Below are 14,591 nucleotides of genomic sequence, written 5' to 3' on the forward strand. Positions count from 1 at the left end.
AGATCAAACCCGCCGTGGCGGGATACAATAATTTTGCATTTTGCGATTTTCATTTTTCATTTAAGTTAGGCTGGCTTTAAATGGCCTAACTTGTATAAAGGAAAAAAAGATGGCAAAAGTACTCATAGCAGATGATGACCTGGAAATATTAGAACTCCTAAAATTTACTTTTGAAAATGAGAATTATGAGGTTTTGACGGCCTGTGATGGAGAAGAAGCCGTTAATTTAATCAATATTAATAAACCAGATATTATTTTGCTGGACGTTAATATGCCGAAGCTTACCGGTTACGAAGTGTTGGAAAAGGTGCGCCAAAACAGTGCTACCAGCCTTACCCCGGTGATCATGCTCACCTCCCTTACAAAAACGAAAGACAAGATCACCGGCATAAAGCTAGGGGCAGATGAATATGTCGGGAAACCTTTCGAACCATTTGAAATAGTTGCCAGAGTAGAAGGGTTGTTGAAAAGAATCAAAGTCTCTTTATCCGCAAACCCGTTGACCGGCATACCCGGCAACATCTCAATAGAGAACGAAATTAAGAAAAGGCTCGAAAACAATGAAGTTTTTTCAGTGGCTTATGTTGATGCAGATAATTTCAAATCTTTCAATGATAAATACGGTTTTGAAAGAGGAGACAGTGTAATAAGGCTCATAGGCGTGATACTCCGCAGCGCGATAGCCGAGTTGGGGAATAAAGAAGATTATATCGGGCATTTGGGCGGCGAGGACTTTATTTTGATATCTTCAAAGGACAAGATCCGCCAAATAGTAGAAAAATCTATAGAAGTTTTTGATTCTCTGATACCATGCCAGTATGATGCAGAAGAACGGACTAAGGGGTACATGATAGCGCTGAACAGGCACGGTAACACTGAAAAATATCTTTTGATGAGTATTTCAATAGGGATAATCTCGGTAGATCCCGCTTCGTACAAAAATTATTCTCAAGTTGTTGAAAAAGTCAACGAAGTACTAAAGTCCGCAAAAGCGATCCCCGGAAGTGTTTATAAGATGGAATAGAACGGGCCTCAATATTACCCCGCCGCACGGAAATTTATCTCTTTTTTGCCGATACTGTAATTAGTGTCCCAGGCCCGGTGATTCGATCGAAATAATATTTAAAAAGCCATCATCTAAGGTTTGATCTGAGCGTTCAGGATATGATGAGTTTTTTAAGCAGTCCCTACTTTACGATGATTACCAACACGCCGAGTATTACTATAATTGTCAATACTGCCAGGGAAGCGCTAAAGAATGAAGAGCCTTTTTTCCTTATGGTTTCGATAGGTTTTTCTTTAACTTGTTTCTGGGTTATTTTATGCCCTTTTACTACTACTTCTTCAGTGGTTATATTGCCGGCATAGTCCTGTGCAGTCACAGTGATAACATCGTAAGCTCTTTTAGGCAGTATGGCAGAGATGAACCTGCCATTTTCATCTACGGGGACAGGGTTATCATTTACTTTCAGCAGGGCGCCCGGCTCTGTCTTTCCCTCAATATGTATGAATTTGTCAGCGGTATCTGCTTTTTTTTCAGGGTATATCTCTAAGACCGGAGAAACATTGTCGATGCCAAATTCTATAGGGAGGGTATATCTTCCCTCGAAGTCTAAATTATCGATATAGGCATACCTGTAGTAATAAATCCCGTCTGGTAAGTCGTAATCTGCGAATCTAATATTAACTTTTTCGCTGAAACTATGTATCTTGTCAATCAGCACGGAATGAAAATCCGAACCTGACGATATTTGAAGATGGTACCTCGTCACGTTTTTATTTGCAACTACAGGGGCTCCATATTCGGCTTTTGAGCTTCTTGAAACATTTGTATCCGGAGGGGGTATTACACTTACATCAAGAGAACTTGAAACAACTTTTTTCACAGGGTGGGAGGGGGTGGCAGAAGGCCCGGTTTTCGACATATTTATCGAGATATCTGTTTTAGGTTCCGGCGGTAAAGCATGGGGGAGTGAAGGGGGTTCTTTAACCTTTACTTCAGTCCCAAAACCTTTTGTCAGCGTAACTGTCCTTCCCTGAGAAGTAACATCAACTATACCTTCAAAGACTTCAACGATAGTGGTCATGTCCTCTTTTATCTTTGTTTTAAAATCCGGGGGTATCCCTCTTGCGTCAATATGCGGGTCGACTATAGTGCTGGCTGTCAGGATCTTGGTCCTGGAACTGCGGAGCCCGCCCGAGAGCAGGCTTGCTTCTTCGCGGACCTTTTCAGGCCGTAAAATAACCAGGGAATTTTCATCGAGTTTTAAGATCTCTCCGGACGGGAATTTTACCTGTGCTATCGACTGCTGTAGTGTCCTCAGCCCGTCTTCGTTGTATAATTTCATATCTTTCCAGGCAGGGTTCCATTCCGCATCTTTTTGCCTCCGGTAACGGACATCATTTACTACTTCTATCAGGGACGCTGTCCTTAAGTTCTCTTTTATTAAAAGGATGGGCACGTTCAACTTCATTCCCGGCAGGATGAGGTTCGGGTCGCTTGAAGGGAGTTTATTGTATTTTAAGATCTCAGGCCACCGTTTGGGGTCTTTTAAATAATAATTAGCGACGCCCCATAAGGTGTCGCCTTCTTTAACCGTGATTTCCTGCAAAACTTCTGCGTAAATTATTGAACAGAATATCACTAATAAAAAGAAAGGCGTTAAGTATATTTTCGCGAATTTGATTATACTAAGCATTAAGAGTCTCGGTAGTTTCCTGATTTTCTTCCGGTTTCAACGTTTTTGAAATAGTAAAACAAAATTTTGACCCTTCTCCTATTTTTGATTCTGCCCAGATAGTCCCGTTATGTGCTTCGACAATATGTTTACATATCGTAAGGCCCAGCCCCGTGCCCCCTCTCCGCTGGCCGGCGACCTGCTGGAACTTATCAAAGATCTTTGATGTATATTCCGGAGGTATCCCTTCACCAGTGTCCGTTACTACGACCAGTATATGGTCCTTTTCATCAGTTATATTTACAGTGATCTGGCCGTTATCCGGGGTGAACTTTAAGGCATTTCCGATAAGGTTTCCGAAAACCCGTTCAAGAAGCCTTGAGTCTGCCAAGACTGGCTCAAGACCTTCCGGGGCGTTAACGGAAAGCTTTATGGATTTTCTCACTGCGTGTGGTTCCAGGAACTCGATCATCTTTTGTGCGACGGAATAGATATCGGTTTTTTCAAGGTTCAAATGCATCCTGCCGGCCTCAAGTTTTGCAATGTCCAATATATCGTCTATAAGCCCTATGAGTCTTTGAGTTGCGCGGTTCATAGTATCAAGCATCTTTTTTTGTTTCTCGTTCACTTCCCCGCCGACCCCGTCAATAAGGAATTTCAAGAACCCCCTGATCGAGGTGACGGGATTCCGCAGGTCGTGCGTGATGGAATGGAGGAAATCATCTTTCATTTTTTCAAGTTCTTTTTCGAGTGTGATATCCCTTATAAGGATCAAAACACCGAGCTTTTCATTTTTTTCCCGGGTTACGACGTCTTCAGCCGAGATCTCATAGCATTTGGTCAAGGCGTCGGAAGATAGACTGACCTGTTTGGGTTCTTTTCTTTTCGCCATGTTTACCACTTCAAACAGAACGTCTTTGATGAGGGGGTTTTTTACGAGGTTCCAAACTGCCTTGTTTTGCCAGTTTTCCCCTGCGGGCAAGCCCAACAATTCTTCCGCTTTCCTGTTTACGAGCTGCAGCCTTCCTTCCTGGTCTATCAACAAAAGCCCGTCGGAGATAGAGTGAACGACCGATTCGGTCTTTGTTTTTTCCGTTATTACTTTATCCACCTGCATTTCGTCATAACGCCTGAGTTCCATAGTCATATTGTTGAAAGTCTCTGCAAGGTCCTGCAGTTCATCCCTTGTATGGACGCTGACATGCACATTAAAATTCTTTTCGGCAATAAATTGCGCCGCTTTTGTAAGGCTGACCAGGGGCTTTGTAAAGTCCCGCGCGATAAAAAAAACCAGAGCTGAAGCTATTACTAAACTGATAAGGATAAGGAATACCGCCTGTTTCTGCATTCGTTTTACGGAAATGTAAGCTTCGTCTTTATCCTGCTGGATTATTACAGCCCACTTTAAGCCTTCTATCGGAGCATAGGCTCCTACTACCCCCTTACTGTCGGAAAGCCTTGTATATTCTTTTGAACCTACAGATACGGCCTTCAAGGCTTCGTTCACTATAGGGAGGTCTTTAACGGGTGTCTTGGTTTTTGCAAGGTTGACCTGCGGGTGTGCGATTATTTCACCCTTGCTGTTCACCAAAAAGGCATACCCTGTAGATGCGATCCTTGTATGGGTTATTTTTTTCCAGAGGTTATCCAGGGTGACCGTAACATAGAGGCAGTATTGAAAGTCAAGCGGATAAACGATATTTATCCTGGGCTCGTCATTAACAAAATATACTTCGCTTAACGATGAAAGTTTGGGGCTCTTCCAGAAAGAAATAAAAGTCTGGTCTTGTTTCATCGACAAAAGGCGCGGATTCTTTTCAAGGGAAGCATTATAGGCTTTCAGGAACTCACTCCCTTTCTTCTCTACGATAGAGACAGAAACCAGGTTTTCATTGGTATTTAAGAGGGCTTGGAGCACCGACTGTCGGTCGTTCCATGTCATCTGCGAAGACAAAGTTTGTATAACATATTGTATTTCCCTGTCCAGGTTTTTTAAATACTCGTTGACGCTGTCAGCAAGGGATATGGCCATGTTCGTGTGCAGTTCCAGGATAGCGGCCTGCATCCCTTCTTTGTTGATATTTACCGTTCTCCAGCCTACGATGGCGGCAGGAACGACCGCAAGGATCACAAGAATTATGAAGAATTTTGGAAAGAGTTTTAATCTCATGTATATCCTAATTTTAGCCAAATCTATGCTTAATTGTCAATGTATGCGTGCCAGTTCAGAGAGAGCTGTTTTTGCCGTTTTGGTAAAATCATCCTTATATTTGGCCTCGATGCTTTTAACCACAGGGAATTTCATTGTCATAAAGTTCATGAAGCTCCCGTCTTTTTTCATCCTGAAGTCAAGGTGCGGCCCGGTAGCAAGCCCTGTGGCGCCCACATACCCGACAACCTGCCCCTGCCTGACACTTTCTCCGAGCCGCAGGCTTCTTTCAAAATGGGAAAGGTGGCCGTAATAGGATTCGTAGCCGTTCGGATGACGGACCCTCACGAGGTTGCCGAAACCGCCTTCCCTGGCTCTAAATACCACATGCCCGTCACCTACCGACGATACGGGCGTGCCTGCAGGCGCTGCATAATCGATGCCAAGATGAGGCCTGAATATTTTTAAGATGGGATGATACCTCCGTCCTGTAAAAAAGGAGCTTATGCGCCTGTACTGGAGAGGAGCACGCAGGAATGCCCTGCGCAGAGAGTCGCCCTTTATACTGTAATAATCGCTTTTACCGTCCGGGTAAAGGAAATATATCGCCGTATAAGTCCTGCCCCTTGATATGTACTGCGCACCGGTGATAGTATCCTTGATTATAGTCCCGTCGCCAGTCTCTTCTCTTTGCCAGACGGCTTTATAGATGTCACCGACCCGCGGCTCGGTCAGGAAGTCTATCTGCCAGGAAAAGACCTCGGCAAAGCTTACTATCAATTCCGGGTCGATCCCTTTTGCTATCATTGATTCCCACAAAGATGTTTTGATGGCCCCCTGTGTAGTATATGTTTTGTGAACGATTTCCTTAGTCTTTTTAGCCGAACTTATAACTCCACTCGAGCTTTTTTCAACTATGTAAAAATTCAAGCCCGAAGGTTTATAGGTGAACCTTGACCAGTTGTTTGAAGTGTCGGTTTCAACTTCATACTTGTCCCCTGCTTTACAATACCTGGGGTTAAATACCTTTGAAAGGCTCGAAATTATCTTATCGTTTTCTTGCTGGGGCAGGTTTGCAGATTTCAGGCTCTGGCCCAGTGTGTCTCCGGCTTTTAAATTAAAGGATTTTACAGGTGTTTTTACTTGTACCGGTTCAGGGTTTTTGCAGCCGGAAAGAATGAATACTGATATTAAAAGAAAGAGATTTAAATATTTGACAAATTTGACCATAAATATTTCAGTATTTTAGCAGATTTTTTACGATTTAACAATTTTATTAGAACGTTCAGGATAAATTGACTATATCTTCTCTTAATAATATAATAATATATATAAATAAAAAATTATATGAATAGATATTATGAATTGATAAAAGAACTGGAAGGTCTGAAAAACCCTGGGAAAGCTAAATTATTATCCAGTTTTTTTAAAACCGGCAAAGGCGAGTACGGCGAGGGAGATGTTTTCCTTGGTATCACGCTGCCTGAACAAAGAATAGTGTATAAAAAATACCTTGATCTTGGAACGGCGGGTTTAAAAAAACTCCTTTCAAGCGGTATCCACGAGCACAGGCTTGTTGCATTGTTGATACTCGTAGAAAATTATAAAAGATCCGGTGAAGCAAACAGAAAAAAAATAGCAGAGTTTTATATAAAGAACAAAAAAGGGATAAATAACTGGGACCTGGTGGACCTCTCAGCGCCTTCTATCCTGGGCCATTATTTTTTTAACAAAGACAAAAGCCTCTTATACAACTTTGCCCGTTCAAAAAACCTGTGGGCAAAACGGATAGCGGTCCTTTCATCGTTTTATTTTATCAGGAATAGAGAGTTCAAAGATGCTCTTAAGATATCTGCTATACTGCTCCATGACAAGCATGACCTTATACATAAAGCTGTAGGCTGGATGCTGAGGGAACTGGGAAAAAGGGATATAAAAGTTGAAGAATCATTTTTAAAAAAGTATTATAAAACAATGCCCCGGACAATGCTCCGCTATGCGATAGAAAAGTTCGCTAAGGACAAAAAATTATTCTATATGACAAAATAAGCCCCTCTGCTTTGCTCATCAAAAGCTAGCTTGGCAAAAAAGGGCTAAGGAGAGAATTCAACATGAAAAAGTTTATTGTTGTTAGCTTGATGTTTTTTTTGTTTGCCGGCATCGGTTTTGCCAAATCAAAACCCATTACGGTAAAAGGGTATATCCTGGACAATGTGTGCATAAAGCTTAACCAAAAAGACCTCCCTGGCTGTGCTGCCAAGCATACGAAAGAATGCGCTCTTACGCCTGCCTGTTATGAGAGCGGGTACGCTGTCTATACAGACGAAGGCAAACTTATCCCTTTATCCAAGAAAGCCACTGCAAAAACCAGGGCATACTTAAAAAATACTGAAAGTTCGATCAAAGTAATGATATCGGGAGAAAAATCCGGTAAATACCTGGACATCATCACTATCCAGAACCAATAATTATGATAACAAAGGTCAAAATTAATGAGTAAATTACCTAAATTGACGGGTTTCTTGGTCGTGTGGGTGTTTCTTTCTATAGGCACGGCGTTCTGTGAGGATTATTTCATTTCAATTCTGGCAGGAGGGGGCACTCTTTTAGGGGACGGAAATAATGCATCTTTTGCCCGGTTCAACCACCCTGCGGGTATCGCTCTTGATACTTACGGGAATATCTATATCGCAGACACCTGGAACCAGCGTATAAGAACAATCGACTCCTCTGGCTTAGTAACTACTATAGCAGGAAACGGAACAAAAGAGTTTTCAGGAGACTTCAATTCAGCGGCCTCAGCCAGCCTCAATGACCCCTCAGGAGTAACGGTTGATGCATACGGGAATGTTTATATAGCAGACACGGCGAATAACAGGATAAGAAAAGTAGACGGCACAGGCAATATAACTACTATAGCCGGAGGCACCGGGGTTGAACAGGGAAACGGCGGGTCTGCGGTGTCCGCAGTACTTAGCTTTCCTTTGTGTGTCGCGGCCGGCCTTTCAGGCGATCTTTATGTAGCTGATACAGCGAATAACTGTATAAGGAAAATCGATAGTTTAGGCATTATAAGTGCTGTAGCCGGAACAGGGACCGCAGGCTATTCCGGAGACGGCGGGAAAGCAGCTGCCGCCCGGCTGAACCAACCTTCAGCAGTAGCTGTAGACAGGTTAGGGAATATATTTATAGCAGACACATTAAATAACCGCATAAGAAAGATCGATAAGTACAAGCAAATAACAACTGTGGCCGGCAACGGGAAAACAGGTTTTCAGGGAGACGGCGGTACTGCAACTTCAGCCCAGCTTAACAGCCCTTGTGGCGTAGCAGTTGACGAGCACAGGAACGTCTATATAGCCGACACTTTAAACGACCGTATTAGAAAAGTAGATATATTTGGCGTGATAACAACGATAGCCGGGAACGGAGATGCAGGAAGAGATGTATCATCTACGCAGCTTCGCGCACCGTTAGGAGTTGCGGTAGACACTTCCGGCAATGTCTATATTGCCGACACGGGCAATAATCTTATAAGAAAACTAACCCCGAACAGCTCTCAGGAATAGAGAAATCCCCGTTCTTTAAAACCTTGGCGAAAAAGAAGGCTGGTCGGGAGTATAAAGCTATATTAAATCTCTCAATAAATAGTTTTAACCCGGGGTATGTATGACGAAAAATATGATAGAACCGGTAAGCGGTTTTGAGACCTCGAAGTATCTTGGCAAATGGTATGAGATCGCCCGGCTTCCTAACTTCTTTGAAAAAGACCTGACTGATATTACCGCAGAATACAAATTCGGAGAAAAAGGCAGGATAGTTGTCATAAATTCCGGGTATGATATGAAAAAACAGCAGCGGGAAAATACTCTCGGCTATGCCAGATTTGCAGGTGTTCAGGATGTTGCAGACCTAAAAATAAGGTTTTTCTGGCCGTTCTATGCACAATATAAAATAATTGCCCTTGATAAAGTATCATATTCGTGGGCGCTTGTTTGCGGCTCGAAGTTCAATTATCTATGGATACTTTCCCGTACACCTCAAATGGACAAACAGCAGCTTGAACAGCTTATTCGATTTGCATCGGATAAAGGTTTCAACACCGGCAAATTAGTTTTTGTAGACCAGTCAAGGAATATTAATTCATGAGAATAAAATCCCTCCTTCGTCCCGCAAAGCGGGACTACGGAGGACAAGCCCCATTAAAGAAATTGGGGACGTGTGCGTCGAAGCTTTGTGCGAAGGCTCATGAATGTGGAATTCAGTTTCTAATATAAACCATGAACCCAGCTCAAAAATTACCAAAAAACGTTATTTCCCCGTTGTTTGCTCTTACTATTTTCTTCTTATTTGCAAATAAGGCTTTTGCCAGCAACGAAGTTCATGAAGGCAGTTTAACAGTTTCCACAGGGCAAGAATACCTGGTGGAAAATAAAACGTTCCAGGTAAACGGCGATTTGACGGTGGAAAAGGGTGCGAGGTTTGTCCTCCATAATTCAACGCTTGTTATTTCCACTGCAACAAAGATCAGTTCATCAACCGTCGCATTCATATACTGGCTTCCGGGTTCGGATTTTGAAATAAAGAGCAGTACGGTAGGTATTTTTGTATTTTTCCTGACCGATACAAAAAAAGAAACAATAGAATTTAGCGGGCTTTACAAGAAAGGGATTGTAAATTATTCTGTTTCCATGGCCGGAGGAAAACTTAATATCGAAGGTTCAATTATTACAATAGGATTGCAGTTTTGTTTTGACTGGTGTACACAGAGGGATGTTACCATAAAAGATTCTAACATATCGCTTATATGGACAAGGTACCCGCCTACAAAAGAACGCATAAAAGTATTTGACCTGCCTAATGGGCATATTGATAATTTCACGCTCAGCCAGCATATCACAGGCCTGACTCTTCCCTATGACGTACATCTCATTAATACTGATTTTGAAGACGGTTTTAAGCCTGAATTTCTAGGGACAAAGGCTGAAATAACCAATTCGCGTGCCATGGTCCATCCATACGATTTTGCAGATGTGATAGCAAGCAGCTGTACTTTAATAAGCATGAATTGTTATGGGTGCAGGCGGGCGGAAATCATAAACAGCGATATAAAATATACCCTGCAATTTATTGACAAGCCCGGTTTCCATCAAGTTATTTACGGAAGTACTGTTGGGGTAGGCGGGTATTTTGATTTTATATTCCGGAATTCAAAAATAACTTCGCAGGAAGTGATTGTCGCCTGCGCAACCGGAACGATCAAAGGCGATGTGGAAATCGTATCTCCGCAGGATATAGCAAAGGTCAGCTGGGTTAAAGGTAGTATTTTGCGGACGTATCCCTTGAAGCTCAGGAAACTGGATGGCACCCCTGTCCCGGGGGCAGCTGTAACGCTTCTTAGCTCCGGCAAAACGATATCTTCGGGAACAACGGATGCAAACGGAGAATATTCGTTTGACATATCATTTGATTCCAATACATATACCAGGGAATATACAGTAGATCTGCAAAATGTGCCTGTAGTTAAAAAGATAGGGTTTCTTACTACCACTCCGGTCGTTTGTTATGCAACGGCTCAAGGGCAGAGTTATGTCTATGATTCAAGCGGTACAATAAAGGAGATAGATACACCGGCCGGTAAGGTTAAAGTAAAGCTGCCTGCCGAAAGCATCACGGGAAACTATTATCTTGAAATTTCAACCTCGCCTTCAAGCCAAAGCATCGATCTGGCAAACCAGTCGGATGAGCTTGATAAAACTTTAAACAGGCTAGGCCAAAGCATCGTTGAAATAAAGGTTTTAAACTCTACAGGAACGGTCATTAACGCCGTATTTAACCAAAACGCCGCTCTTACCCTGCCTTATCCTGATACGGATAACGACGGTATAATTGACGGTACAGATCCAGAGATCAATGAAAATACTTTGGAAATATATACCCTGGCAAACAACCGGTGGCAAAAAACCGCAGGAAGCAGTGTGGACCCGGCTAATAATCAGGTAACGGCCGGTCTCAACCATTTTTCAGTTTTTATTCTGATGGGTGCTCCGGCAGCAGAAAACCTCAGCAAGGTTTATGTATACCCATCACCTTGCAAAAGTGACAGCGACACTGTTACTTTTGCAAGGATCAGTAATAATACGGAAATAAAAATATATAATATCGCCGGCGAGCTTGTTAGAACACTGAAAAACAACGGCGGCTATGATCATCTAAAATGGGATTTAAAAAATGAAAATGACAGAAAGGCAGCAAGCGGTATTTATATTTATACAGCTTCAGACTGCAAATCAGTACAAAAAGGAAAATTCGCTATAGTCAAATAAAAGAAAGAGAAAAGGGGGAGTTAGTTGATTTGTTATATTAAATCATTGCTGTCCAAATTAGGTGTCATACCCGCGAAAGCGGGTATCCAGCAGTTAAAACTTGTGCCGCTATGGATTCCTGCTTTCGCAGGAATGACAACCAAGGCTATTTCAAATCTAAAAAAGCTAATCCGACAAAACTGCAAGCCCATCTTTATTGGGTTATATCGACAAGAGGATATCCTTTAAACGGTTAAAAGATACCCTCCGCTGGACACACGAAGCCGGGATTTGGACAGGGCTTGAAACTATATGCGGTTTTCCTTATGAGACCCAGCAGGATGTTGAGTTAACTGCGGAATTTTTAAATGAGAACAGAAAACATCTAGATACGGTCTACTATAACGTATTTTACCTGGAAAACAACTCTAAAATTTACCTTTATCCTGAAAAATACGGAATTACCAATATATGCGATTTTGACCCGCAAAGCCACCCTGAAAAAGAATTATTGAACCTGCTGCGGTATAGTTTTGATGAAATATCCGGATTGAAATGGAAAGAAAAACTCGATCAGTCAATTAAAAGCTACTATTATTTATACAATAACACAAACGGCGATGAATATTTATTTCCATACTATGAAATTGAGCACTTTTTATTTTACCTGTATAAACGTTTTAAAAATAAGGCAAGCATAACCGAAGCATTTAAAAAAATCAATAAAGATTTTGTTAAATCGATAAAAGATAGCTCCTTCGGCCGGCGCGAACATAAAGTAATGCTGCCCTGACAAGAAACCGGTGCCAACGAGCATTGCCCAGCTGCACAGGAACCCATTTCCATCCATGCGGGACCATACAGGACAAGCTGTATTAAAGAAATCCTGAAAATATCGGTGTCAGACTTGAGTCATTAACGATAACTATAGCATCATATTAATATTTATTTCTTTCCATCCGCATTTCATTTCACCTGCCTGGGACAGGGTGCGGAGAACTTAAGGGGTCTTGATTTATAACGCATAATGTATTATATTTTAAGTATGAAACAAAAAATCGCTGGGATTTTATTAATTATCGTATCGTTGACCCTTTACGGCTGTGCCGGAGGCAGGATAAAGCTCTCTTCCGATACTGCGCACGTCAATAATGTTTACTCCTCTATCAGAAAGATGCTTGAACATGGGGACACGGTCTGCGTGAGGGTGAGCTACAAAAGTTCTTTTAAAGGCCTCCCAGAAGATGAAACTCCAGAGGACTACGGGTGCGAGACGGACCCGAAGACAATAGTAGAGACTGAAAAATATCTTCTCTTGGAGGCCTTTTCAAAGTTCCCGAACTTCAGCGTAGTAGACCGTACCACTCTTGACGAAACATATAACGAGATGAAGCTCTCCATGGACGGCGCAACCTCATCGAATCTTGAGCCTGGGCAGATTAAGAGTGCCACACACTTGCTGCTCATAGATTCAAAAGACTATTTTATCACTTCTAATGACGAGACAACTGATAATTTCTTCGAAGTAAAAAAACTAATGGACCTCAAGAAAAATGTTCTTATCGCGATGAACAAGTTTGCCGAGTCGCGTGTAGTTCATCTGATATTCGAGGAAGACGACTCCCGGGATTCCGATGAAGAGGAGCCCCGTTATTCAGTGTTGATATCGGGCCCGTCTATGCCCGGCAAAACCGAACAGGAAAGCGACAATAACGCCCCATATACACCTCCGCAATCACAGCTTAAAGAAAACGAAATGATTTCTATTACAGGAATAAGGCCTAGTGATTCCGACCCGGCTGCATCTAACAATACTGACACGAGTTCTGATGCAATGAAGGTGCCCAATTGGCCGATCGCAAGGGTAATAAGGCAGAGTTATCCTGAATTCAGCGGACAGAGCGACAGCTATGTAGTGAAGCATTTTATAACAAGCCATCCCGGATACACCCGGAGAATAACTCCCGAATCACATCCGGAAAGCCAATTCCACGGAAACCTCCCTAAATACGGGCCCTCACAGTTTTTTAAACAGTAAGGGGGCCTAAACATTTCACCCTTGACCCTGCTTTACTTTGCTTAGTGGTCACTTATTTTTTTCATTTTTCCAAATTGATAAAGACTTACCAATATAATATAATCATTGAAGATCTAAAGAAAAGGGGCGTAGCTTATACCTTAAAAAGGTCGTAACTTATACTATAAAAGTCGCAGCTTTTACTTTAATCGACATTTTGTAAGGCACAAAGAATGATGGCACTGGGTTACAAGCTCTTTCGACGACATAAGTTGACACTCCTTTTTTGTTAAGAAAAAATATTCCAATCAAAGTTGGCATTCCCTAACAAATTCTAAAGAATAGTGACATTGCCTTTTTATGGGTTTTTCGCGTGTTTAAGGAAGCGCAGCTTATCCCATTTAATATGTTTAAAATACTTTTTCTTGTCGAATTTGTCGCCATAATATGATAAATCCCGGTCGCCGCCCTGGTTCACAGTAAAATCAGTCTCGCCGCAAATATAATCTAATATATCATTTAGTTTCCATGCAATGAAAGGCGTATTAGTATCTATAAGGCTTTCCAGCATTTTGAGAAAATAAGGGATATAGTCATCTTGAGAAACGTTAAGTATATATTTTTGTTCCTTATTGTATGGCGGAAATAAAGTGATTCCTATAGATTGAAAATGGAATAATATTTCAAATGGATGCGATCCTGACCATTTTTCACTGTGATACCATTGCTCAAATTCCTTACGGCTATCAAAATCCTTGATATCAAGCATATATCCATCACGTCTATCAGCATGAGCTTTATACATTTGGAGAGGCGTATTTCCTCTTTCTTTTGGGAAAATTGCTCTATAACAGGTTGCACAACTGTTTAGATATTCATTTAAGGAACATCCTTCTATAGGAAGAACATTTTTCTGGTAGTTGCTATATTCTGACAATATTCTTTACTTTTCTTTTCTTGGAAGAATTCCCTCTAATGCATACTTACCGAGTATCTTACCTGTACGAAATATATATGGAACGTGTTTTTCAATATAATCGGGGTTAAAGTTATTAGAATGAGTGAACTCTAAAGCGCTTTTCAAAAAGGTGTATATGTCATTATAAAATGAAGTTCCCTTTTCGATATCCAGCCTGCCATGTTGTCCAAGGAAACAAAAATATCGGTTATTATATTCGGACATACTAAAAGGAAAAAGAACAATACCTTTTCCTTTTTTTAAAGGCGTGTAAAGATATTCCCAGAAGATATCGGGTTTTGTCTCTGAAGGAACGGCAGATTCAGATAATTTCTTTGCAATATTATAAATATCATCATCAGGAACTGTTTTCCAGCTTGAAAACGTATTGCGAAATTGGTCGATAGTAAGTAGTTTATTCATTTTCATATAATAAGAAAAAACATGAGCTGATTGGGCATTATAATGCAATTATTCATATAGT

13 protein-coding genes are annotated in these 14,591 nt (G+C 41.5%); 8 read left to right on the plus strand and 5 right to left on the minus strand.

Annotated features, from left to right (window positions below; translation table 11 throughout):
• Positions 1-109: 109 nt before the first annotated feature.
• The gene (locus LHV68_08005) at positions 110-1,024 is read left to right on the plus strand and encodes a response regulator (protein MCB4791815.1); all 915 of its coding nucleotides are present in this window, start codon (positions 110-112) and stop codon (positions 1,022-1,024) included.
• Between the two features lie 163 nt (positions 1,025-1,187).
• On the opposite strand, the gene LHV68_08010 is transcribed toward LHV68_08005, so the two are convergent.
• Genes LHV68_08010 through LHV68_08020 form a run of 3 tightly spaced genes read right to left on the minus strand, consistent with a single transcriptional unit; the run spans position 1,188 to position 6,057 of the window.
• Positions 1,188-2,699 carry a LysM peptidoglycan-binding domain-containing protein gene (locus tag LHV68_08010; protein MCB4791816.1) on the minus strand — a complete coding sequence of 504 codons (1,512 nt, stop codon included), beginning with the start codon at positions 2,697-2,699 and terminating at the stop codon, positions 1,188-1,190.
• Positions 2,692-4,848 carry a HAMP domain-containing protein gene (locus tag LHV68_08015; GenBank protein MCB4791817.1) on the minus strand — a complete coding sequence of 719 codons (2,157 nt, stop codon included), beginning with the start codon at positions 4,846-4,848 and terminating at the stop codon, positions 2,692-2,694. The genes LHV68_08010 and LHV68_08015 overlap by 8 nt, the downstream gene beginning before the upstream one ends.
• Positions 4,849-4,884: 36 nt before the next feature.
• The gene (locus LHV68_08020) at positions 4,885-6,057 is read right to left on the minus strand and encodes a M23 family metallopeptidase (GenBank protein MCB4791818.1); all 1,173 of its coding nucleotides are present in this window, start codon (positions 6,055-6,057) and stop codon (positions 4,885-4,887) included.
• A gap of 117 nt (positions 6,058-6,174) precedes the next feature.
• Between LHV68_08020 and LHV68_08025 the strand changes: the two genes are divergently transcribed.
• From LHV68_08025 to LHV68_08055, 7 genes are all read left to right on the plus strand, one after another.
• A complete protein-coding gene (locus LHV68_08025; protein MCB4791819.1) occupies positions 6,175-6,876 on the plus strand; it encodes a DNA alkylation repair protein in 702 nt (233 codons plus the stop codon).
• Positions 6,877-6,938: 62 nt separating this feature from the next.
• A complete protein-coding gene (locus LHV68_08030; protein ID MCB4791820.1) occupies positions 6,939-7,295 on the plus strand; it encodes a hypothetical protein in 357 nt (118 codons plus the stop codon).
• 24 nt (positions 7,296-7,319) lie between these two features.
• Entirely contained in the window at positions 7,320-8,396 is a 1,077-nt protein-coding gene (locus LHV68_08035; protein ID MCB4791821.1) for a hypothetical protein, read from the plus strand.
• Between the two features lie 100 nt (positions 8,397-8,496).
• Positions 8,497-8,976 carry a lipocalin family protein gene (locus LHV68_08040; protein MCB4791822.1) on the plus strand — a complete coding sequence of 160 codons (480 nt, stop codon included), beginning with the start codon at positions 8,497-8,499 and terminating at the stop codon, positions 8,974-8,976.
• Positions 8,977-9,107: 131 nt separating this feature from the next.
• A complete protein-coding gene (locus LHV68_08045; GenBank protein MCB4791823.1) occupies positions 9,108-11,153 on the plus strand; it encodes a T9SS type A sorting domain-containing protein in 2,046 nt (681 codons plus the stop codon).
• A 196-nt stretch (positions 11,154-11,349) separates the two neighbouring features.
• Positions 11,350-11,925 (plus strand): hypothetical protein, encoded by a 576-nt coding sequence (locus LHV68_08050; protein MCB4791824.1) that lies wholly within the window; start codon positions 11,350-11,352, stop codon positions 11,923-11,925.
• 252 nt (positions 11,926-12,177) lie between these two features.
• Positions 12,178-13,170 (plus strand): hypothetical protein, encoded by a 993-nt coding sequence (locus LHV68_08055; GenBank protein MCB4791825.1) that lies wholly within the window; start codon positions 12,178-12,180, stop codon positions 13,168-13,170.
• A 337-nt stretch (positions 13,171-13,507) separates the two neighbouring features.
• Here the strand turns inward: LHV68_08055 and LHV68_08060 are convergent, their stop codons facing one another.
• Positions 13,508-13,954, minus strand: a complete 447-nt coding sequence (locus LHV68_08060) for a hypothetical protein (GenBank protein ID MCB4791826.1) — start codon at positions 13,952-13,954, stop codon at positions 13,508-13,510.
• 138 nt (positions 13,955-14,092) lie between these two features.
• On the minus strand, positions 14,093-14,530 hold the full coding sequence (locus LHV68_08065) for a hypothetical protein (GenBank protein ID MCB4791827.1): 438 nt from the start codon (positions 14,528-14,530) through the stop codon (positions 14,093-14,095).
• Positions 14,531-14,591 lie beyond the last annotated feature (61 nt).

Source organism: Candidatus Liberimonas magnetica, assembly GCA_020523885.1.
Lineage (GTDB): Bacteria > Elusimicrobiota > Endomicrobiia > Endomicrobiales > JAFGIL01 > Liberimonas > Liberimonas magnetica.

Excerpts from the sequence above, each read along its gene's own strand:
- LHV68_08045 (MCB4791823.1), top strand. The coding sequence starts at position 9,108 with ATGAACCCAGCTCAAAAATTACCAAAAAACGTTATTTCCCCGTTGTTT.
- LHV68_08035 (MCB4791821.1), top strand. The coding sequence starts at position 7,320 with ATGAGTAAATTACCTAAATTGACGGGTTTCTTGGTCGTGTGGGTGTTT.
- LHV68_08020 (MCB4791818.1), bottom strand. The coding sequence starts at position 6,057 with ATGGTCAAATTTGTCAAATATTTAAATCTCTTTCTTTTAATATCAGTA.
- LHV68_08015 (MCB4791817.1), bottom strand. The coding sequence starts at position 4,848 with ATGAGATTAAAACTCTTTCCAAAATTCTTCATAATTCTTGTGATCCTT.
- LHV68_08010 (MCB4791816.1), bottom strand. The coding sequence starts at position 2,699 with ATGCTTAGTATAATCAAATTCGCGAAAATATACTTAACGCCTTTCTTT.
- LHV68_08025 (MCB4791819.1), top strand. The coding sequence starts at position 6,175 with ATGAATAGATATTATGAATTGATAAAAGAACTGGAAGGTCTGAAAAAC.
- LHV68_08055 (MCB4791825.1), top strand. The coding sequence starts at position 12,178 with ATGAAACAAAAAATCGCTGGGATTTTATTAATTATCGTATCGTTGACC.
- LHV68_08060 (MCB4791826.1), bottom strand. The coding sequence starts at position 13,954 with ATGTATAAAGCTCATGCTGATAGACGTGATGGATATATGCTTGATATC.
- LHV68_08040 (MCB4791822.1), top strand. The coding sequence starts at position 8,497 with ATGACGAAAAATATGATAGAACCGGTAAGCGGTTTTGAGACCTCGAAG.
- LHV68_08005 (MCB4791815.1), top strand. The coding sequence starts at position 110 with ATGGCAAAAGTACTCATAGCAGATGATGACCTGGAAATATTAGAACTC.
- LHV68_08030 (MCB4791820.1), top strand. The coding sequence starts at position 6,939 with ATGAAAAAGTTTATTGTTGTTAGCTTGATGTTTTTTTTGTTTGCCGGC.
- LHV68_08065 (MCB4791827.1), bottom strand. The coding sequence starts at position 14,530 with ATGAATAAACTACTTACTATCGACCAATTTCGCAATACGTTTTCAAGC.